This is a genomic window from Streptomyces sp. Wb2n-11 (genome assembly GCF_001049855.1).
GTDB lineage: Bacteria > Actinomycetota > Actinomycetes > Streptomycetales > Streptomycetaceae > Streptomyces > Streptomyces altiplanensis.
The window spans coordinates 4445660-4466257 of record NZ_CVPB01000001.1 but is presented as its reverse complement, the minus strand read 5'-3'; the positions used below and the strand labels follow the sequence as shown (position 1 = coordinate 4466257).

At 72.1% G+C, this 20598-nt stretch carries 16 protein-coding genes, 1 tRNA gene and 6 pseudogenes; 9 read left to right on the top strand and 14 right to left on the bottom strand.

Annotated elements, in window-relative coordinates:
• Positions 1-52: 52 nt before the first annotated feature.
• The 3 genes and pseudogenes from BN1555_RS20300 to BN1555_RS20290 form a co-directional block, all read left to right on the top strand.
• Positions 53-126: transfer RNA gene (locus BN1555_RS20300), tRNA-Lys, on the top strand.
• Between the two features lie 429 nt (positions 127-555).
• A pseudogene (locus tag BN1555_RS40450) lies at positions 556-1879 on the top strand (glycosyltransferase family 2 protein); the annotation flags it as partial.
• Positions 1828-2165: pseudogene (locus BN1555_RS20290) on the top strand (galactose oxidase early set domain-containing protein); the annotation flags it as partial. The pseudogenes BN1555_RS40450 and BN1555_RS20290, both read left to right, overlap by 52 nt.
• A gap of 87 nt (positions 2166-2252) precedes the next feature.
• On the opposite strand, the gene BN1555_RS20285 reads toward BN1555_RS20290, so the two are convergent.
• The 8 genes and pseudogenes from BN1555_RS20285 to BN1555_RS20250 all read right to left on the bottom strand — a co-directional run bounded on the left by BN1555_RS20285 (position 2253) and on the right by BN1555_RS20250 (position 8723).
• The gene (locus BN1555_RS20285) at positions 2253-3287 is read right to left on the bottom strand and encodes a glycoside hydrolase family 6 protein (protein ID WP_093803523.1); all 1035 of its coding nucleotides are present in this window, start codon (positions 3285-3287) and stop codon (positions 2253-2255) included.
• A gap of 154 nt (positions 3288-3441) precedes the next feature.
• Positions 3442-4119 (bottom strand): class F sortase, encoded by a 678-nt coding sequence (locus BN1555_RS20280; RefSeq protein ID WP_093800707.1) that lies wholly within the window; start codon positions 4117-4119, stop codon positions 3442-3444.
• A gap of 1 nt (position 4120) precedes the next feature.
• A pseudogene (locus BN1555_RS39665) lies at positions 4121-4300 on the bottom strand (hypothetical protein); the annotation flags it as partial.
• A gap of 758 nt (positions 4301-5058) precedes the next feature.
• Complete coding sequence (locus tag BN1555_RS20270) at positions 5059-5838, bottom strand: HAD-IIA family hydrolase (protein ID WP_093800705.1); 780 nt, start codon at positions 5836-5838, stop codon at positions 5059-5061.
• Positions 5839-5913: 75 nt separating this feature from the next.
• Positions 5914-6162 (bottom strand): annotated as a pseudogene (locus tag BN1555_RS20265) (nucleotide pyrophosphatase); the annotation flags it as partial.
• Positions 6161-6751, bottom strand: a pseudogene (locus BN1555_RS20260) (HAD family hydrolase); the annotation flags it as partial. The pseudogenes BN1555_RS20260 and BN1555_RS20265, both read right to left, overlap by 2 nt.
• A gap of 7 nt (positions 6752-6758) precedes the next feature.
• Complete coding sequence (locus BN1555_RS20255) at positions 6759-7880, bottom strand: TIGR03364 family FAD-dependent oxidoreductase (RefSeq protein WP_093800704.1); 1122 nt, start codon at positions 7878-7880, stop codon at positions 6759-6761.
• A gap of 99 nt (positions 7881-7979) precedes the next feature.
• Positions 7980-8723 (bottom strand): membrane protein YczE, encoded by a 744-nt coding sequence (locus BN1555_RS20250; protein WP_218058196.1) that lies wholly within the window; start codon positions 8721-8723, stop codon positions 7980-7982.
• A 100-nt stretch (positions 8724-8823) separates the two neighbouring features.
• Here BN1555_RS20250 and BN1555_RS20245 point away from each other — a divergent pair, with 100 nt between their 5' ends.
• Positions 8824-10311: a MocR-like transcription factor YczR gene (locus BN1555_RS20245; protein ID WP_255306108.1), complete on the top strand. Its 1488-nt coding sequence runs from the start codon at positions 8824-8826 to the stop codon at positions 10309-10311.
• Between the two features lie 27 nt (positions 10312-10338).
• Here the strand turns inward: BN1555_RS20245 and BN1555_RS20240 are convergent, their stop codons facing one another.
• The 3 genes and pseudogenes from BN1555_RS20240 to BN1555_RS20230 form a co-directional block, all read right to left on the bottom strand.
• Complete coding sequence (locus tag BN1555_RS20240) at positions 10339-11121, bottom strand: GntR family transcriptional regulator (protein WP_093800702.1); 783 nt, start codon at positions 11119-11121, stop codon at positions 10339-10341.
• A gap of 57 nt (positions 11122-11178) precedes the next feature.
• The gene (locus BN1555_RS20235; protein ID WP_255306107.1) at positions 11179-12039 is read right to left on the bottom strand and encodes a hypothetical protein; all 861 of its coding nucleotides are present in this window, start codon (positions 12037-12039) and stop codon (positions 11179-11181) included.
• Positions 12040-12263: 224 nt separating this feature from the next.
• Positions 12264-13408: pseudogene (locus BN1555_RS20230) on the bottom strand (ROK family protein).
• Between the two features lie 56 nt (positions 13409-13464).
• Here BN1555_RS20230 and BN1555_RS20225 point away from each other — a divergent pair.
• Positions 13465-14562: a Gfo/Idh/MocA family oxidoreductase gene (locus BN1555_RS20225; protein WP_093800700.1), complete on the top strand. Its 1098-nt coding sequence runs from the start codon at positions 13465-13467 to the stop codon at positions 14560-14562.
• On the top strand, positions 14559-15080 hold the full coding sequence (locus BN1555_RS20220; protein ID WP_093800699.1) for a heme-degrading domain-containing protein: 522 nt from the start codon (positions 14559-14561) through the stop codon (positions 15078-15080). Before BN1555_RS20225 ends, BN1555_RS20220 begins: the two co-directional genes overlap by 4 nt.
• Positions 15081-15298: 218 nt before the next feature.
• Here BN1555_RS20220 and BN1555_RS20215 read toward each other — a convergent pair whose 3' ends face one another.
• From BN1555_RS20215 to BN1555_RS20205, 3 genes are all read right to left on the bottom strand, one after another.
• On the bottom strand, positions 15299-16159 hold the full coding sequence (locus BN1555_RS20215) for a fumarylacetoacetate hydrolase family protein (protein WP_093800698.1): 861 nt from the start codon (positions 16157-16159) through the stop codon (positions 15299-15301).
• 121 nt (positions 16160-16280) lie between these two features.
• On the bottom strand, positions 16281-17063 hold the full coding sequence (locus BN1555_RS20210) for a YidC/Oxa1 family membrane protein insertase (RefSeq protein ID WP_093800697.1): 783 nt from the start codon (positions 17061-17063) through the stop codon (positions 16281-16283).
• A gap of 112 nt (positions 17064-17175) precedes the next feature.
• Positions 17176-17490, bottom strand: coding sequence for a DUF6412 domain-containing protein (locus tag BN1555_RS20205; RefSeq protein WP_093800696.1), 315 nt, complete (start codon positions 17488-17490; stop codon positions 17176-17178).
• Between the two features lie 282 nt (positions 17491-17772).
• On the opposite strand from BN1555_RS20205, the gene BN1555_RS20200 reads away from it, so the two are divergent.
• From BN1555_RS20200 to BN1555_RS20190, 3 genes are all read left to right on the top strand, one after another.
• Positions 17773-18789, top strand: coding sequence for a tetratricopeptide repeat protein (locus BN1555_RS20200; protein ID WP_093800695.1), 1017 nt, complete (start codon positions 17773-17775; stop codon positions 18787-18789).
• A gap of 222 nt (positions 18790-19011) precedes the next feature.
• A complete protein-coding gene (locus BN1555_RS20195; RefSeq protein ID WP_093800694.1) occupies positions 19012-19404 on the top strand; it encodes a very short patch repair endonuclease in 393 nt (130 codons plus the stop codon).
• Between the two features lie 99 nt (positions 19405-19503).
• A complete protein-coding gene (locus BN1555_RS20190; protein ID WP_093803520.1) occupies positions 19504-20475 on the top strand; it encodes a DNA cytosine methyltransferase in 972 nt (323 codons plus the stop codon).
• Positions 20476-20598 lie beyond the last annotated feature (123 nt).

Sequence of the window (20598 nt, the reverse complement as noted above, 5' to 3'; positions counted from 1 at the left end):
TGGCCGGTTCCGAGCACCCGCACCGGTCGGGTAAAGTTCTCCGGGTCGGCAGGCGCCGCTAGCTCAGTTGGTTAGAGCAGCTGACTCTTAATCAGCGGGTCCGGGGTTCGAGTCCCTGGCGGCGCACGCAACATCGAAGCCCCCTCACTCACCGTGAGGGGGCTTCGATGGTTTCCGGACATCTCCCCCTTGTCGAGCCCGTGTCCCGAGCGGCCCTCAAAGCCCGCGTATGACCGGTAAACACCTCGTTTGCACCCTTGCGATCAAGGCAGGGGGTCGTGGACTCCGGTTGGAGCCGACGACCCCGAGGGGGCGGGTCGTCCGGCGGGTTGGGGCGGAGTCGGCCATCCGGGGGGAGCTGACGGAGCACACGGGCGGGGGCCCGTTTCCGAACACATCACGGGGCGCTCATCAGGAAACCGGGAAGCCGTCGTCCCCTGTCCGGAGGGACGACAGCAGACCGTTCGCACGTCCGGCGCGACGGCCGGGGGGACCGGCTCCGGGTGAAGAGACCGACGAAACACGCAGCCAGTATGCGTGCGGGGGGGATGACTCATGACGTCGACGCCGACCGGCGCCCGGCGCCCGGCGCCCGGCACAACAACGACCCTTCCCGGACGGCGCAGCTTCGGTTACCCCCGCAGCTGCGGCCCGGCGGGTCCCGCGTACGGACCGGGAAACCGCTGCCGCGATACGACTACGAGCACTACAGCCGGCTCGCCGGGCCACTGCCCCAGCCCGACCCGGCCGGGCCGTACACCGTGCGGTACCGCTCGCTGCTCTCGCAGGAGACGCACCGCGTGCGGGCCGCCCTGCTGCTGTGCGCCGCGCCGCTGCTGTCGCTGGGCCTGTTCGTCTGGCTGATGCGGTCGGCGCACTGGACCGAGCGCGACCCGGACCTCGAGAACGACACGCTGCTGGTCCTCGACCTCGTCATGTTGGTCTCGATCGGATGATCGAGCTCTTCCGCACGATGAACGTCCTGTCGAACGCGCACGCGACGCTGGTCGCCCGCGACCCCGTCCCCGTGGTGCCCGGGACCGGCACCCGGGTCGTCTTCCTCACCTCCTTCGTGCCCGGCAAGGAGCCGCTGGAGATGGTGACGAAGACGCTGGAGGCCGCGGTCAGGATCCGCCACCGCGGCCTCCTGCACGTCTGGCTGCTGGACGAGGGTGACGACCCGGCGGTCAAGGAGGTGTGCGATCGCCTCGGCGTGCACCACTTCTCCCGCAAGGGCGTCGCGAAGTGGAACCGGGCCGAGGGCCCGCACCGCGCCAAGACCAAGCACGGCAACTACAACGCCTGGCTCGACGCGCACGGCGACGCCTACGACTTCTTCGCCTCCGTCGACACCGACCACGTCCCGCTCCCCAACTATCTGGAGCGGATGCTCGGTCACTTCCGCGACCCGGACATCGCCTTCGTCATCGGCCCGCAGGTGTACGGCAACTGCGACACCTTCGCCACCAAGGCCGCGGAGTCGCAGCAGTTCCTGTTCCACGCCCTGATCCAGCGCGCGGGCAACCGCTACGGCGCCCCGATGTTCGTCGGCACCTCAAACGCCGTGCGCGTCAGGGCGCTGAAGCAGGTCGGCGGCCTGTACGACTCGATCACCGAGGACATGGCCACCGGCTTCGAGATCCACCGCACCACGAACTCGGCCACCGGCAGGAAGTGGCGGTCCGTCTACACGCCCGACGTGCCGGCCGTCGGCGAGGGCCCGACCGCCTGGACCGACTTCTTCACGCAGCAGCTGCGCTGGTCGCGCGGGACCTACGAGACGATCCTCAAGCAGTACTGGCGGGGCTTCGGCACACTGCCCGCGGGCAAGCTCTTCAACTACACGATGATGATCATCTTCTACCCGATGTCCGCCCTGAAAGCTCGCCGGCGGCCCGAAGACGATCGGGCGGGGCGCCACGGCGGCCTTCAGGTCGGTGCACGCCGCGTCCGTCAGGAACGCGAAGCTGATGCGGCCCAGCGCCGTCACCCATGTCACCGATGTCGACCAGCGCACGGTCGCGCTGAGGATGGAGAAGACGGCGGACGGCATCTCCGTCACCGTGCCGGAGAACCGGGCGCCGGTCCCGTCCGGCTACTACATGCTGTTCGTGACGGACGACCAGGGCACTCCCTCGGAGGGCGTCTGGATCGAGGTCCCGTAGCGGGCGCGGGCGTGAACGCGCGCGGGTGACAACGGCGCGGGGAGGGCGACCCCCGCCGGGGCGGGCCTCCCCGCACGTGAGCCGTGGCTACTCCTTCGCGTTGCGGGCCAGTTCGAGCGCGTACTCCTCGTACCACTCGCCCGCCTTCGGACCGCCCTTGCAGTCGCCGTCCGACTCGCCGGGACGCTTGATCCACAGGTAGGCGTCGACCAGGTCGTCGCCGGTCTTGGTGGTCGGCTTCTCACCGAGCGCGCGGCCCGGCGGGTTGCACCAGTTCTCCGCGGGGTCGCCCCCGGTGTACGGACCGTTGCCGTTGCGGCTGGTGTCGATCACGAAGGGCTTGTTGCCGACCTTCGCCGAGAGCCTCTTGCCGAAGTCCTTGCTCACCTCGGTGGTCTGGAAGTTGGAGACGTTCACCGCGAAGCCGTCGGCCTCCGCGATGCCCGCCCGCTGGAGCGGCTCGAACAGCGCGTCGGGCGACTTCCAGCCCGCGTTGCCCGCGTCCAGGTACACCTTGGCCTTCGGCTGCTGCCTGAGCCGCGTGACGGCGCCCTTGAGGAGGTCGTACCGCTCCTCGTGGAACTCCTCGGGCGTACAGCCGTCGACCATGTGCAGCAGCGCGTCCGGCTCCAGGATCACGGTGGCCGGGCGCTCGCCGATGCCCTTGGCGATCCCGTCGACCCACGCGCGGTAGGCGTCGCCGTCGGCCGCGCCGCCCTTCGAGAACTGTCCGCAGTCGCGGTGCGGGATGTTGTAGAGGACGAGCAGCGCGTCACGGTCGGCCTTCTCGGCCGCCTCGGTGAAGCCCTTGGCCTGCGCCTCGGCGTTCTCCGGGAGGATCCACTCGGCGGCCGGCTGCTCGGCGATCCTCCCGATCAGCCCGGCCTTCTCGTCGTCGCCCTTCTCGGCGTACTCCGCGACCTGCCGGGCGGCCGTCCCTTCCGGATTGACCCAGTACGGGTCGCTGCCCTTCGGCCGCTGCTTCACCGACGGCTGCTTCGTCTCGCCGCCCCCGCCGCCGTCGGACGAGGAACAGCCCGTCAGCAGCAGCGCGGCCCCCACGGCCCCCACCCCGGCCGCCCGGACACCCCTGCGCCTACGGCCGCTGTAACTGCCGTACATCCACTCCCCCTTGACCGCACCGACATAGATGAGAGCCCCCCGGCCCCTCCCGGACACATCCGGTCGAAACCATCCTGGCACACGGGTCCGTGACGGAACATGGGAGACAGGGGCGGGGCGGGCGCGTGCGGGGCTTGGCCCCGGGACCCGTTCCTCAGACGCCGGACGGTCTGGAGGCACCCGTCAGGTAGGCCGACACCACGACGTTCGCCGTGTAGGTGCGGGCCTTCTTGTCGTACGTGCCCCCGCAGGTGATCAGGCGCAGTTCCGCCCGGCCGCTCTGGCGGGGGCCGTACACCTTCTGCGGGTCGAAGCGTTCGCGGGTGAAGACCTGGACGTCGTCGACGGTGAACTCCAGGCTCTCGCCGCCGGCTCCCGTCACCCGGACCTCCGCGCCGGGGCGGGTCGCGCTCAGGTGGTAGAAGACGGCCGGTTCGCTCTCGGTGTCGACGTGGCCGACGAGCAGGGCGGCCCCCGCCTCGCCCGGCCTGGTCCCGTCCCCGTACCAGCCGACCTTCGACGGCTGGTCGTACGGCGGCGGATCGACGGCGCCCGTCGTGTCGAGCCCGCGCGGCACGACGGGCGCCGCGACGCCTGTGGACGGCACCTCGACGCGCTGCGGCGCCACGCCCCCGACGGGGGGATGCTGCGGAGGCAGCACCGCCCCCAGCGGGCGGCCGACCGCGGCCACGTCTCCGGTGGTCGGTGCCGAGCTGCCGCCGGGGCCGTCGGCCGCCTGGCGGCCCCACAGCGACAGTCCGAGCAGCAGCACCGCCCAGGCGATACCGGTCAGCAGCCTTCCGCCGCCGGACGGCCTGTCCTCACCGGACATGTCAGTCCGTGTCCGTACGACGGCGGCGCGCACTCCGGTACGCCACGGCCACGGCCGCCACACCCGCCAGCACGAGGCCGATCACGGTGTGCGGCGTCCCTGGCCCGTCCTCCTCGGCCGCGGCGAGCTGCGCCGTACCGCCGCCGCCCGCGTGCACGGGGGCGTGGGGAGTCGGGTGATGGTCCGGGCGGTGGTCGGGGCGCTGGCCCGAGTGATGATCGGAATCCTGGTCCGGGCGGTGATCCGGGCGCTGGTCCGGACGGTGATCAGGGCGCTGGCCGGAACCCTGGTCCGGACGGTGATCGGGACGCTGCTCGGAACCCTGGTCCGGACGGTGATCGGGACCCTGCTCGGAACCCTGGTCCGCGTACTGATCGGGACCCTGCTCGGAGCCCTGGTCCGGGCGGTGATCGGGGCGCTGGCCGGAACCCTGGTCCGGACGGCGGTCGGGACGCTGGCCGGGCTTGTCCTGAGGGACGACGGTGACGGTCCCGGTGGCCCGGCCGCCGTCCCTGCACTTGACCCGGATCTCGTAGTCCTTGGGCTGGGCGTCCGACCGGATGCGGGCCTCGGCGAAGAGGGCACCGCGGTCCGCGGCCGGGCTGAAGTGGACGGCCGTCGAGAAGGCGTCGGACGTGCCGGTGGCCTGCCCGCCCTTGCACACGTCGACCTGCAGATCCACCTCCCCGCCCGGCGCGATGGTGGACGGCGTGACGGCGATCCGGCCCTCGGCCCCGTCGCCGGCGTGGGCTGTCGCCGCCGGCGTGACGACCACAGCGGCCGCCACGCCGGCACACAGAGCGATCTGCAATGAGCGCATAGTGAACCTCCTGGTATTACGAAGATTCACCGGTACGGGCCGTTTCCGCATCTCCAGGGGCGCGTCAGTGCGCCGTACGGGCCCCTGGAGCGCGGCGACGGGCCGGACGGGCGGCCGGGTCAGACGCGGTCGACGAGGTCCGCGATCGAATCGACGACCGTCGACGGCCGGAACGGGTAGCGGTCGATGTCCGCCGGTCCCGTCAGACCGGTCAGTACGAGAAACGTCTCCATGCCCGCTTCCAGCCCCGCCAGGACGTCCGTGTCCATCCGGTCGCCGATCATCGCGCTGGTCTCGGAGTGCGCGCCGATCGCGTTGAGTCCGGTCCGCATCATCAGCGGGTTGGGCTTGCCCGCGAAGTACGGGTCCTTGCCGGTCGCCTTGGTGATCAGCGCGGCGACGGCTCCGGTGGCGGGCAGCGGACCCTCGCGGCTCGGGCCGGTCTCGTCGGGGTTGGTGCAGATGAAGCGCGCACCGGCGTTGATCAGCCGGATCGCCTTGGTGAGTGCCTCGAAACTGTACGTACGGGTCTCCCCCAGGACGACGTAATCCGGGTCGTGGTCGGTCAGGACGTAACCGATGTCGTGCAGCGCGGTGGTCAGTCCCGCCTCGCCGATGACGTACGCCGTGCCGCCGGGCCGCTGGTCGTCGAGGAAGCGGGCGGTGGCGAGCGCCGAGGTCCAGATGTTCTCCACGGGCACGTCCAGGCCCATGCGGAAGAGGCGCGCGTGCAGGTCGCGGGCGGTGTAGATCGAGTTGTTCGTGAGCACCAGGAACGGCCTGCCCGATTCGCGCAGCCGCTTGATGAAGGCATCGGCGCCGGGGATGGGCGTGCCCTCGTGGATGAGAACGCCGTCCATGTCGGTGAGCCATGATTCGATCGGCTTGCGCTCTGCCATGTGCCGGACTCCTGCCGTACGCAATAAACGCTGGGGGGCGCCCGGACCACACCGTCCGGGCGCCCCCCAGCCTAATCAGACAGCCGTGATCTTGACCCCGTCGATCGTCCAGTACCAGTTGTTGCCGCCGGTGCAGTGGAAGCGGAAGCTGACGCTGGTGGCCCCGGACGGGACGTTCAGGGTCAGCGACTGGGGCTGCGAGATCGCGTCCGCCGTGTACGAGGTGACCGGGACCGGGCTCGCGCCGTTCCAGGAGGCGAGGATCCGGGCGCTCTGACCGCCCTCCTGGCGGTACAAGGTGGTGAAGGCCAGCTTCACGGTGGACGACGCTCGCGCCGGAGCGGACGCCGCTGAGCATGTCGTACGAGGTGTCGCCGGCGACCGCGATCTCCCGCACCCCGTCGGCCGCCCCGGTGCGCAGCAGCGCGGCGAGCACCATGTCGGGGTACGGGCGGCCGCGACCCCCGGCGTCGGCCGGGCAGAGCGTCAGCTCGACGAGGTCCTGCCAGCCGAGGGCGGCGAGGACCGCGTCCTGCGTGACGCGGGCGAACCCGGTGGTCAGGACCACCCGTCGGCCCTCGGCGCGCAGCTTCTCGATGGTCTCGCGGGCGCCGGGCACGGGTGCGAGGCGTCCGGCGTCGACGAGGCCGCCGTACGCCTCCTCGAAGGCGGTGTTGGCCTGCTGGGCCCTGTCCTCGTCGCCGAAGAGGTGCCGGAAGACGGAGATCTTGGACTCGCCCATGGTGGCGCGGACGTAGTCGAGTTTCACGGCGTGGTCGGCCGAGTCCGGCTCGACGCCGAGGCGCTGGGCGGCGGCGGAGAATGCCTGCTCGACGAGTCCGCCGTCGGCGACGGTGGTGCCGGCCATGTCGAGGACGACCAGCTTGATCGTGGCGGGGTGCGTTTCGGTCACGCTTCGTTCACCAGCCCAGTTCGTTCGCGGTGGTTTCGGCGATGGCCGGGGAGCACGTCATGCCGCGCCCGCCGGGACCGGTCACCAGCCAGACGCCGCCTCGCACCTGCTGGCGGTGTACGACGCGGCTCGTGTCGGTGCACTGCGCGTAAACGCCCGCCCAGCGGTGCCGGATCCTGGGCAGCGGGTGGCCGAGGAAGGATTCGGCGACCCGGGCGACGTGTGCGTACGGCTCCTCGACGACGTCGAAGGCGAAGGGGTGTTCGTACTCGTGGGTGTCGCCGATGGTCAGTCCGCCGTCCTGCCGCTGGACCATGAGCAGCTGCATCTTGTGCGCGGCGGCGACGGGGTCCTGGGCCTGGGCGGCGTTGAGGACGTCGAGTGCCTCGCTCGCGTACGCCGGGTAGTAGCGGAAGCTGTCGGCGTCGGCGACGGAGGTGGTGAGGGTCTCGCCGAGCGGCTCGGTCTGCATCATCTGGAGGCGGACGCGCCGTACGGGCAGGTCGGGGACGAGCTCCTTGACGAGCCCGCCGAGCCAGGCGCCCGTACAGAGGACGACGGCGTCACCGGTGTGCACGTCACCGTGGTCGTCCCGGACGGCGTTCTCCCCCACGACGTCACGGACCTCGCGGCCGCCGAGGAAGGTGTACCGGCCGGACGCCAGCAGTGCTTTCCTCAGGGCGAGTTGGGCCGCGCGCGGTTCGACGGCCGCGTCGCGCTCGCACCACAGGGCGGCTTCGAACCCGCCGCGCAGGGCGGGGTTCACGGTGCGCGCCTCGCCCACCGTCAGCAGCTTGTAGCCGCGGGCGGGCGCGTCGGGGCGGGCCAGCGCGGCCTCGGCGACGGCCAGCTCCAGGTCGTTGCGTACGGGCGTCAGCGAGCCGATGGCCCGGAAGCCCAGCTCGGGGATGCGGGTCCCGACGCCCTCCCACAGCTCGCGGGCGCGCAGGGCCGTCTCCAGCTCCTCGCCGCCCGCGCGCCCGCTGACCCATATCTGGCCGAAGTTGCGAAGGCTCGCGCCGCGGGCTTCCGTCTCGCGCTCGATCTGGACGACCTCGTGGCCGCGTTCCACTGCGTGCCAGGCGTGCATGGTTCCCACCACGCCGGCTCCTACGACGATGACTCTCACGGCGGCCACGCTCCTCGGGGCGGGTGGACCCCGTGAATCCGCGGAGCGACGGCGCGGTGGACAGGCCCCCAAGCTTGGCCCAGACCCGTTACCTTTCCGTTACTCGTGTTGCGCCGGTACAGCCGCCCGCCGGGTACGGGGCGGCGCGTCCGCGCGGTCGGCCGTCGCCCGGCAGGCGAACCAGGGCATGAAGAACTGGGCGGTCGGGCCGACCGCGAGCGCGTACAGCACGGTGCCGGCGCCCACGGTCCCGCCGAGCAGCCAGCCCGCGGCGAGCACGGCGATCTCGATCAGGGTGCGGACCAGCCGGATCGAACGCCCGGTCGCGGCGGACAGGCCGGTCATCAGCCCGTCCCGGGGGCCGGGCCCCAAACGCGCGCCGACGTAGACGGCGACGGAGAACCCGTTGAGGAGGACACCGCCGGCGAGCAGACCCGCCCGGGCGGGAAGCCCGAGGTCCTCGGGGACGAACAGGAGACCGAGGTCGGACGCGTACGCCAGGACGACGATGTTGGCGACGGTGCCGAACCTCGGCCTCTGCTTGAGGGGGATCCACAGCAGCAGTACGAGAACGCCCACGAGGGCGGTGACCGTGCCGAAGCTCAGGGAAGTGCGGTGCTCCAGACCCTCGTTCAGGACGCTCCAGGGGTTGGCGCCCAGTGCGGACCGGACCGTGAGCGCGAGGCTGAACCCGTACAGGGCGAGGCCGGTGAGCAGCTGGGGCAGGCGTCTCAGCGGGCTCTCACCGAGGGGGACGTAGGTGAGCGGGGGCGAAGTCGCGGTGCGCCCCTCGCGACCGCGCCGGAGCCCGCGCCCGGAGCGGTCCGTGATGTCCTGCCGCATGCCTGATCGCCTCCACAGTGCGCTCGCGGCCTTCAAGGCCATTGAGGCGACTCTGTACAGTCATTGGCCCGGACGACACGGCCAATCCTGGGAGAATGGTGTGGCTGACACGCATGCGTTCCCGCTCGCGGACAGGGCGGGGCGTACGACCCGGACCCTGGGAAGCCGGCAGCTCGCCGCGATGCTGCCCGACCCCGCGGGGGCCAGGCCCGCCTACCGCCACCTCGCCCAGGCGATCAGCGCGCTGATCCTGGACGGACGCATCGCACTGCACGTCAGGCTCCCCGCCGAACGGGAACTGGCCACCGCCCTCAGCACCAGCAGGACCACCGTCACCGCCGTGTACGACCTGCTGCGCGAGAGCGGTTACGCGCACAGCCGCCAGGGCTCCGGCACCTGGACGGCCCTGCCCGAGGGCCGGACCCCCAGCAGCATCACACGGCTCCTCGCGCCCCAGGACACCGCGATCGACCTGGCCAAAGCCGCTCCCGGACTGCCGGAGCAGACGCTCGTCGACGCCCTCGCCCAGGTCGCCCCCCGGCTGGCCGAGCACGCGCACACTCCCGGCTACCACCCCTACGGCCTGCCGGAGCTGCGCGCCGCCGTCGCCGAACGCTTCACCCGGCGGGGCCTGCCCACCGTGCCCGAACAGATCCTGGTGACCTCCGGCGCCCAGCACGCGCTCACGCTCGTCCTGGGGCTGCTGTGCGGCCCCGGCGACCGGGTCGTGGTCGAGAACCCGTCCTACCCGAACGCGCTGGAGGCGATGCGCCGCGCCCGGCTGCGCACCGTGTCGGTCCCCGTGACCGACACCGGCTGGGACGTCGAGATCATCGAATCGGCCCTGCGCCAGGCGGTGCCCCGACTCGCTTACCTGATCCCCGACTTCCACAATCCGACCGGCTGCCTCATGCCCGGGGAGGAGCGCGCCCGTGTCCTGCGCGCCGCGAGGCGCGCCGGCACCTGGCTGGTCGTCGACGAGACCCTGGCCGAACTCGCCCTCGACGTCCCCGCCCCGGCGCCCTTCGCCTCCCACGCCGCGCCCGGCACGACCGGCCAGGTCATCACCATCGGCTCGATGAGCAAGACCCACTGGGGCGGCCTGCGCATCGGCTGGCTGCGCGCCCCCGCGCGGCTCGTCACCGAACTCGCCGGCCAGCGGGTCGCCACCGACATGGGCGGCTCGGTCCTGGACCAGCTCCTGGCCCTCGCCCTGCTGGCCCGGGCCGGGGACCTGCTGCCGTCCCGTCTGGAACAGCTGCGCCGGCAGCGCGCCGCCCTGGCCGCGGCCCTGGCCGAGCACATCCCGCAGTGGACCTGGCGACTGCCGCCCGGCGGCCTGTCGCTGTGGGTCGACCTGGGCGAGCCCGTCGCCTCGGCGCTGTCCGAACGGGCGCTGGGCAACGGGGTGCGGATCGAGAGCGGTGCCCACTTCGCCACCGACCCGGGCATTTTCGAACAGCGGCTCCGCATCCCCTACACGACGCCCCCGGACACCCTGCGCGAGGCCGTGCACCGCATGGCCGCCACCCTGGCCGGCGGCCTCCCGCCCTCGTCCGCCGCCCGGCGGCCGCACTGGGTGGTCTGAGCAGCGGCGCGGAGGGGGAGAGGGGGCTCAGCCCCGGTCGCCGAGCCGCACCGTGAAGCTGAAGCGGTCGCCCCGGAAGAGCGTCCGCACCCGCTCCAGCGGCCGCCCCCCGGCGTCCCGCGAGAGGCGGTGGATCAGCAGCATGGGGAGCGCCGGCGGAGTGCCGACGAGGAGGGCCTCGCGGGGGGTCGCGAGTACCGTCTCGATCCGCTCGTCGGCGTCGCCGAGGGCCACGCCGACACGGTCGTGGAGGTAGGAGTAGAAGGACGAGTCCGGCTCGAAGTCGGCGTCCAGGCGCGGGACGCGGGAGACGGCGACGTACGTACTCTCCAGGCCCACCCGCTCGTCGTCCGCGAGCAGCACCCGCTCCAGGTGCCAGACCGGGGCGCCGCTCTCCACTCCCACGTCGGCGGCCAGGGCAGCGGGGCAGGGGAAGCGGTCGAGACCGATGAGGTGGCGTCCGGGCCTGCGGTTCTGGCGGCGTACGCCCTCGGTGTAGCTGGCGAGGGCGAGGGGCTGTTCGAGCTTGGGGCCCGCGACGACGGTGCCGCGGCCCTGGCGGCGGAGGCGCCCTTCCAGGAGCAGTTCGCGCAGGGCCTGGCGCACGGTCTCGCGCGAGACCTCGTACCGTACGGCGAGGTCCCGCTCGGTGGGCAGCAGCCCGCCTTCGCCCAACTCGCCGATCAGGGCGGCGATGCGGGCCTTCACGGCGTAGTACTTGGGCACGCGGCCGTGCTCGGGGACGCCGGAGCGGACCGGTGCGCCGGGGTCGTGGTCGTGCGCGTTCGGGTAGTCCTTCGGGTAGTCCACGGATGGATGTTCGCAGACGGTCGTGAACGCGGCGCGGCGGTGGCGGGGACGGCCGGTTCAGCGCCGGGGCGCGCGGAGCCGCCGGGCCACCACCACGAGAACCGCGCCGCCGAGGACGCAGGCGCCGGCGGCGGCCCCGAGCGCGGGCAGGTGGTCCTGGCCGGTCCTGGCGAGGGCGGGAGGTTCGCGGAGACCGCCCCTCGGGTGGTCGCCGAGGCGATCGCCGTCGGGGGCGCCGGTGGGGGCGTCCGGCTCCGGGGCGACGGAGGTGCCGGTTTCCGGATCCGAGTCCGTGCCCGTGTCCGTGTCCGTGCCCGTGCCCGTGTCCGTGTCGGCGTCGGCATCCGTATCCGCCTTCGACTTCGCCTCGACAATGGCGAAGCGGTAGTCGTTCGACTCGCCGACCCACTCGCCGTCGTCGGGCTGCCGCTGGACGACCGCGGCGCTGACGACGGCTTCGGTGGGAGCCGTGCCGGAGTCGAAGGCGAGCCGCACCTTCACGGTGACGGTACGGTCGGCGGCGACGGTGAAGCCCGGGAAGCCGCCGTCGAAGACGCCGATGTGCTCGTCCTCGTCGGTGGTGTCGAAGGGGACGTCGATCCACCGCCCCGCGCCGTCGTCGAACTCCAGCTCCACTTGCCCGGCGTCGAGCTTCCGGTCCCTGTCGGTGAGGACGACGACCGGGTGGATGTTGCGGCAGCTCCGCCCGGTGGTGTTGGTGAGCTCCAGGAGCCATTCGCCCGCCGCGCCGCCCGCCCGGTAGGTGCCGGGGCCGCCGCGCAGGCGGGTGGTGAGGGGGAAGTCGGGGGAGACGGGGTCACCGCAGGAGGGCTGCTGGTCCGCGACGGCGCCCAGGGGCGCGGTGTCGTCCGCCGCGTCGTCGTCGGCATGGGCGGTGACGGCCGCGGGAGAAGCCACAGCGGCTGCCGCGGCTACTGCGGCTCCGAGGGCGGGAGCACCGCGCAGTCGCATGAGGATGATGAGGAGCCAAGCCTTCGCAGGTCGGGATCGCCCGGTCATGGTGCGTGACCCTGCCATGCGTGCGGGGCGGGCCGCGGACGCCACACCCCGGTGCGCTTGTACGACTGAATGAAATCCCTCCGACGGGCCAGCCGCCGGCCGCTCGCCGCGCTCCCTCCCTGTTACTCCCCCGCGCTCCCGGTGCCCGGGAACGCGACGTTCGCGTGACCGAAGACCGGGGCGAGAACGAGCTGCGCGGCCCCGTCGGCGACGGCGTTCCCGTCGCCCACCGCCGCGGCGACCGGCACGGCGGGGCCACTGCCCTCGCGCCGGGCGAGTCCGGCGAGCACCGCCCCCACGCCCCGTACGAACACGTCCTCCCGCGCGGCGACGACCCGCCCCCCGAGCAGCACCCGGTCGATGTCGAGCAGCCCGACGAGGTTGGCCGCCCCGGTCCCCAGGACCCGTGCGGCCTCCGCGAGGTCGCCGCGGGCGACGGCGGCGAGGCAGAGCGCTTCGATGCAGCCGCGACCACCGCAGGAGCAGCGGATGCCGTCCAGCTGGAGCGTCTGGTGCCCGAACTCGCCCGCTCCGGTGCGCGCCCCGCGGTAGAGCGCCCCGCCGAGCACCAGCCCGGCGCCGAGCCCCGTACCGAGGTGGAGGTACGCGAAGGACCCGCCGGCGGGCCGGGCCCGGAGGGCGAGTCCGAGAGCGGCGGCGTTGGTGTCCTTGTCCACCACGACGGGCAGCCCGAGCCGCTCGCCCAGCACGTCCCGCAGGGCGAAGCCGTCCCACTGCGGAAACCCGGTGACGCGGTGCAGCACCCCCCGACCGTGATCGAGCGGCCCCGGCACGGCGACCCCGACCCCGAGCAGCCCTCGGGGGCGAGAGGGAGCGCCCGGGGCGGGGGAAGGGCCAGGGCGGCGATCTCACGGGACGCCGCCTCGATCACCGCCTGCGCCCCCGCCCCGAAGTCCAGCGGCGCTCTCCGCGCCGAGACCGTCGCACCCGCCAGGTCCACCAGGACCGCCGTCAGCTCGTCGCGGTCGAGGTGCAGCCCGACCGCATACCCCGCGTCCGGTACCAGCCGCAGTACCGTCCGCGGCTTGCCGCCCGTCGACGCGCGCCGGCCTGCCTCCGCCGCGAGCCCCTCCGCCCGCAGCCGCGCGGTGATCTTGCTGACGGCCTGGGGCGTGAGCCCGGTGCGCTCGGCGAGCTCCAGGCGGCTGATGCCCGCCTCGCCCGCCGTGCGCAGCAGATCGAGGATCAGCGCCGCGTTGTGGCTGCGCAGCGCCGGCAGGTTCGCGCCCGTATTGCTCCTGTTCACGAGCCCATTGTCCACCGCGCTTGCACTTTGGCAACAGCGTTGTTTAAGTGGATGCCATGACTGGCACCGGTACCGACACCCACGCGCCCCTGCGCGTCGGACTCGTGGGCTACGGCCTCGCGGGTTCCGTCTTCCACGCCCCGCTCATCGCCGCCACCGCCGACCTCGTCCTCGACACGGTCGTCACCTCCAACCCGGAGCGGCAGGAACAGGCCCGCGCCGAGTTCCCCGACGTCCGCGTCGCGGCCTCGTCCGACGAACTGTGGACGCGCGCGGACGAGCTCGACCTGATCGTGGTCGCGTCCCCCAACAAGACCCACGTCCCGCTCGCGACCGCCGCCCTCAAGGCGGGGCTGCCGGTCGTCGTGGACAAGCCGGTCGCCGGCACCGCCGCCGAGGCGCGCGAGCTGGCCGCCCTCGCCGAGGAACGCGGCCTGCTGCTCTCCGTCTTCCAGAACCGCCGCTGGGACAACGACTTCCTCACCCTCCAGCAGCTGATCGCCTCCGGCGAGCTCGGCGACGTACAGCGCTTCGAGTCCCGCTTCGAGCGGTGGCGCCCGCAGCTCAAGGGCGGCTGGCGCGAGTCGGGCGACCCGGCGGAGATCGGCGGGCTGCTGTACGACCTGGGCAGCCACGTCGTCGACCAGGCGCTGGTGCTCTTCGGCCCGGCGGTCCGGGTGTACGCCGAGTCCGACGTACGCCGCCCCGGTGCGGAGGCCGACGACGACACGTTCATCGCGATCACGCACGCGAACGGCGTCCGCTCGCACCTCTACGTGAGCGCCACCACCGCCCAGCTCGGCCCGCGCTTTCGCGTGCTCGGCTCGCGCGCGGGCTATGTGAAGTACGGCCTGGACCCGCAGGAGACCGCGCTGCGCGAGGGCAGGCGGCCGGCGGCGGACGGCAACTGGGGCGAGGAGCCGGAGGCGGCCTGGGGCCGCATCGGCGCCGGCGAGTCCCCGGCGACGGGCGGCGGCAGCCCGGTCCCGACGCGGCCGGGCGACTATCCGGCGTACTACGCGGCCGTCGCCACCGCCGTGCGCGCGCGGACCGCTCCCCCGGTCACCGCGGCGCAGGCAGCCGCGGCACTCGACGTACTGGAGGCGGCGCGCCGCTCGGCCCGCGAGGGCGTGACCGTGGAGATCCCCGCATGAGCACGACGAACACCCCTGCAAGCCCCGCAGGCCCCACAGGTCCCACGGCCGCCGAACGGGCCACCGAGCTGATCGCCGAACTGACCGCCCAGGAACGCCGCCTGGTCCTCCCCCGCTTCACCCACGAGGACGCCTGGGCACTCGGCGGCCTCCTGGTCGAGCTGGCCCGCGAGCGCGACGCCCCGGTGGCGATCGACATCCGGCGCGGCGCACAGCAGCTCTTCCACTGCGCGCTGCCGGGGTCGAGCGCGGACAACGACGCGTGGATCGACCGCAAGCGACGCGTCGTGGAGCGGTACGCGGAGAGCTCGTACCTGGTCGGCACGCGCTTTCGCGCGAAGGGCACGACCTTCGAAGACTCCTCGCGCCTGGACCCGGACGTGTACGCCGCACATGGCGGCGCGTTTCCGGTCACGGTGGAGGGCGCGGGCGTGATCGGCACGGTCACGGTCTCCGGCCTCCCGCAGGCGGAGGACCACGCGATGGTGGTGGAGGCCCTGACCCGCTTCAAGGGCTGAGCCCCGGCCCCGCGCCCCGATCGCCGGACGCAGCACCCCCAGGACCGAGCCCGTCCGGCACCCCGGCACCCCGGCCACAAGGCGCCCGGGGTGCCGGGGTGCCGGGGTGCCGGGAACTCTCACTCCGGCCTCCCCGCGGCGCAACGTCCCCGGCGTGCTGCGGCCACCGCCTCGACGGCCCTTCGCCGTTCCCTCACCGCCCCTTCGCCGGGAGGCGGTTACGCCTCTTTGAGCTCCTGTCGCTGGCGTCCCAGCCCCGACACCTCGAGCTCCACCACGTCCCCCGACCGCAGGTACGGCTTCGGCTCGGGCTGTCCCATCGCCACGCCCGCCGGCGTACCCGTGTTGATCACGTCACCCGGGTACAGCGTCATGAACTGGCTCACGTACCGCACCACTTCGCCCACCGGGAAGATCTGCTCGGCCGTCGTGCCGTCCTGCTTCAGCTCGCCGTTCACCCACAGCTTCAGGTCCAGCGCCTGCGGGTCCGGCACCTCGTCCGCCGTCACCAGCCACGGGCCCAGCGGGTTGAACGTCTCGCAGTTCTTCCCCTTGTCCCAGGTCCCGCCGCGCTCGATCTGGAACTCGCGCTCGGAGACGTCGTGCGCGACCGCGTACCCCGCGACGTGCGCGAGTCCGGCCTCGGCCGAGTCCAGGTAGCGGGCGGTGCGGCCGATGACGACGGCCAGCTCGACCTCCCAGTCGGTCTTCGTGCTGCCGCGCGGTACGAGAACGGTGTCGTCGGGGCCGACGACCGTGTCCGGGGCCTTGAAGAAGATGATCGGCTCGGCGGGTATCGCCGCACCCGTCTCGGCCGCGTGATCGTGGTAGTTCAACCCGATGCACACGATCTTGCCGATACGGGCGAGCGGCGGGCCGACCCGCGTCCCGGCCGCGCCGTCGATCACCGGCAGCTCACCGCCGGCCGCGGCCGCGCGGATCCGCCCCAGCGCCGTCTCGTCGGCGAGCAGGTCACCGTCGATGTCCGGGACGAGACCCGACAGATCCCGGAGCGTCCCGTCCTGGTCGAGCAGCGCCGGACGTTCGGCTCCCGCCGTTCCCACACGCAGCAGCTTCATGGTCAGTCTCCTTGGTCGAGTGTCGCGCCCGGCCCCGGCCGATGGATGCGGCCATCGGAGGATTGGCCGATCCTCCAAGGTCGGAGTCCGCTCTGCAAGACCCCGTTCACGTACTGGACTGTTACGCGGCAGTAGCGACCGCGCTTCCACCAGCGGGAACATCCCGGTAGAGCCAGGCCCGCTCGACCGCGCTCCAGGTCATGCTGGTGACGAGGTACAGCGCGGCGGCCAGCGGCACCACGGCCACGGTGAAGAGCATCGCGAAGGACATCAGCGGCATCACCTTGGTCATCGCGCTCATCGCCCCGGCGCCCGGCAGCTGCGGCCCGTCCTGCGACCCCGGCACACCCATGCCCGGTGTGGCCGCCATCTGCCGCTTGGCACTCCGGTAATTGAACGTCGCCACCGCCGCGACGACCGCGAACAGCGCGACGTACAGCAGCCCCTGCGCCCCGAAGACCCCGCCGTCCGCCAGCGCGTCGGTCCAGCGGTCGCCGAGCGGGCTGGCGAAGAGGGCGTGGCCGAGGAGTTCGTTCGGCTCGCCGCCGATCTCCCGGTTCGAGAAGAGGTGGTACATCAGGAAGAACGCCGGCAGCTGGAGGAGGCTGGGCAGGCAGCCCGACAGCGGCGAGACCTTCTCCCTGGTGTGCAGTTCCAGGATCGCCCTCTGGAGGCGCTCCGGATTCCTGCCGTGCTTCTTGCGCAACTCGGCGATCTGCGGCGCGAGCCTGGTGCGGGCCTTCTGGCCGCGGGCCGCCGCCCGTGACAGGGGGTGGACGGCGAGTCGTACGCAGGCGGTGAACAGGATGATCGCGGCGGCTGCGGCGGCGGCGTGGAAGAACGGTTCGAGCAGATCCGCGAGGCGTGCGACCAGGCTGGCGAAAGCGGACATGAAGACGGACATGGTGAGCCCTCCGAAGGGTCTCGTCGTGCCGGAAGAGAGACAGATCGGCATCGACGACCCACGCGGAGCACGCGAGGTGAGGGGCGGAGAAGAGGTGGGGCGGCTCGCGTCCCTACGCGGTGGTCGTCGAAGGACGACGACCCGGCGCCCGGGGCCTGGTCCGCCCGCGCGCGTCGGGATCACGCTGGGGCAGGAACGCGGTGCGCTGCTCCCGGTCCCGTATCGCCGTACGCACCCGGGTGCGTGGCACCGCGGGAACGGAGCGCGCCGCGACGAGAGCGCAGGCGATGAGCGCGGAACCGGCCGCGGCGGTGGCGGCGACCGCGACGGCGGCGGAGAAGCTGCCGTTCCCGACGAGGAGGACTTCGATGAGGAGGAAGAGGACAAGGCCGACCGTGCGCGCCAACCGCGCCGAACAACTGATCACGTTCCCCCTCCTCCCACTGACTCGTCGACGATGCCAATGCCCGGCACCGACAACGGGCCCTGCCGGACGCCTCACCCCACACGGCCCGTACTGACTGACGCACAACGCGGCCACCAGGTTCCCCGCGGGCGCCACGATCCCCGCGTTCACCGTTCCGGTCGGGTGAGCACCAGCGGGCCTCCGGGCCGGACACGGCGCCGGTGGTCCTGCCCCGGACCGCGTCCGGTCTCCACCCCTCCGGGTTCTCTCACCGACCCGCCGTACAGCAGTACGGTATGGACCATGCGCCCCGACACGCCTGCCGATCACGCCGATCACACCGCCGAAGCCGAGCGCCTGCTGCGCACCGCGACGCAGTACCCCGAGGACCAGGAACCGCTGTACCTCCAGGCCGCGGCCCACCTGGAGCTCTCCGGCGACCGTGCCCGCGCGGCCACGCTGTACGACCAGCTCCTGGCGAAGGACCCGGACAACCCGCCCCTCGTGAAGGCCCTCAAGGCGGCCAACCTGTGGGAGTACGGCCACGAGGCGGAGGCCCGCGCGATCATCGACGGCATCCGCGCCGCGACCCCGCGCGAGGCGGCGCCGTGGGTGATCATCGCGGAGGCCCTCGAATCCCACGACGAACTCCACGCCTCCCACGACGCCTTCACCGCCGCGGTGACCCTCCTCGTCGACCCGTCGGAGGAGATCCCGTACGCGGCCGGGCCGCTCCTCACCGGCCGCCACCGCGTACGCCGCATGCTGGGCCTGCCGCACGACGAGTGGGACGCGCGGGCGGACACCGTCAACACCGGCCCCATCGCCCTGGACGAGCTGCACGACCCGAACCGGCTGTGGTCGCTGGGCTCGGACAACCCGGCGGAGCTCCGGGCCGAGATCGCCCGCCTGCGCGCCGAACTGGGCACGTACCGCACCGCGCTGTCCCGCCCGTTCCCGGTGGCGATGCTCCACTGGCCCGAGGAGGAGCTGCGCGAACTCCTGTCGGCGTACCCGGCCCTGACGGCGGACTACCCCACCCACGCCGTCCACCTGTCCGCGGTCGAGGCGTCCCTGCGCGACCTGTCCTCGACGGGCACCCAGAACCTGGGCATCGTGCGCGGAACGGTCCCCTCCTACGAGGCGTTCGCCGCGTCGGAATCAGCGTCCCCCGAAGACGCGTCCCTCCTCCCCCAGTACGCCACGACCCTGGCGGCCCGCGGCCGGGCAACCTCCTGGCCCCCGGCCCGCAACGCCCCGTGCTGGTGCGGCTCGGACACCCCCTACCGCGACTGCCACGGCACCCCCGACCTCCCCTGACCCTCCCTCTTACCGATGGCTCGCGTACGGCATCACCACGACCCGCTCCACGCTGCACGGCCCGAGGGGCCTGCGCCTCCTGGGCATACGAGGCATCCGCACCAAGGCGACGGGGGCCGCGGCCCCCGTCGCGAGAGCCGGGAAACCCACTCGCCACAGGTCCGCCGGCACAATGCGCGGGTGCCCGATCCCATCCCTTCCTCCGCCGCCGTTTCGGCCCGCATGAGCCGCCAGGGCTCCCGCGACACAGCCGCCGAGATCGCCGTACGCAAACTCCTCCACGCCGCCGGCCTGCGCTACCGCGTGAACGCCCCCGTCCCCGGGATGCCCCGCCGAACGATCGACATCGCCTTCGGGCCGGCCAAGATCGCGGTCTTCCTGGACGGCTGCTTCTGGCACGGCTGCCCGCAGCACGCGACGCACCCGAAGTCCAACGCCGAATGGTGGCGAACCAAGCTCGACAAGAACATGGCCCGAGACCGCGAAACGACGAAGCACCTCGAAGCCCAGGGGTGGACGGTCCTGCGCTACTGGGAACACGAGGGAACGCGAGAGGTGGCAGCCGATGTCATGGAAACCGTTCTTCAGCATCGGTCCGGGAAAAGAACGACGTAACAGGATCGTCCAGATATTCCACTCTTCATCGACACGCGTGACCGTCCCACCTATCGTCGTCGTCACCATTTATTGATCTTGATGCGGCAGGGGGCTCCCATGGGGAGATTGAGGTCGGTCGACGTGTGCTCGGGCGCGGGGGGTCTGGCACTGGGTCTGGAGCGCGCCGGGTTCGACCCGGTACTGCTGCTGGACAAAAAATTCGTCGCCTGCGAGACCTTGCGCTACAACAGACCGACGTGGAACGTCCTCGAAATGGATCTCGAGGTCTTCGATCCGGTGGAACACCAGGAAAGCTACGACGTGGATCTGCTCTCCGCAGGGCTGCCCCGGGTGACGTCCTCAGCAACCGCGAACAGAGTGGAAACAGGCAACGAGCTGCGGCTCCTCGAAGCCACTGTTCTCCTGGCCCATGCCGTACGTCCACGAGCCCTGCTCATCGAGAACGTTCCCGGGCTCGTGGACGGCCCGGAATTCGCAGAGGTACGGGACTTCATCCGAAAGGAACTCGAGCACCTCGGTTATCGATTCCATTGGTTCGTCCTCAACGCCGCCGATTTCGGCGTTCCCCAGGACCGGAAACAAGGCGTGCTCGTCGCCATGAAGGATCGGTTCTTCGATGCCTTCAGTCAGCCGACACCGACCGTTTCCCACCACATCACGGCAGGCGAGGCCCTGCATGTCTCCATGTCGCAGCGCGGTTGGACGGGGGCCGACGCATGGGCGGCGCAGGCAGACCACGTCGCGCCGACCCTTGTGGGCGGCTCGGACAATCGTGGGGGCGCGGACCTCGGGCCGACAGGCACCAAGAGGGCCTGGGCCCGTATGGGAATCAACGGCGGGGCCCTGAGTGACGAGGTGCCCGGACCGAATGGCATCCAGGAATCGGACACCTCCGGGTCCTCTCTGAAGAAGCTCACCGTGCCACAGACGGCCATCCTGCAGTCTTTTCCCGACGATTGGACATTCGCGGGCGGGAAGACAAAGCAATACCGCCAGATCGGCCATGCATCCCCGCCTCCGGTCGGCGAGGCCCTCGGGCGAGCCATCGCCGCCGCCCTGGACGCCTGAGAACTGTGTGGGTTCTCACTCATGGAGGACCCACACAGCCTCCACCAGTGCTTTTGCCATAGAGGTGATCATCTCGCCTCCTGTGGCCGTTGTGCCTAAAACCGCCGGCTACACTTCAATCCC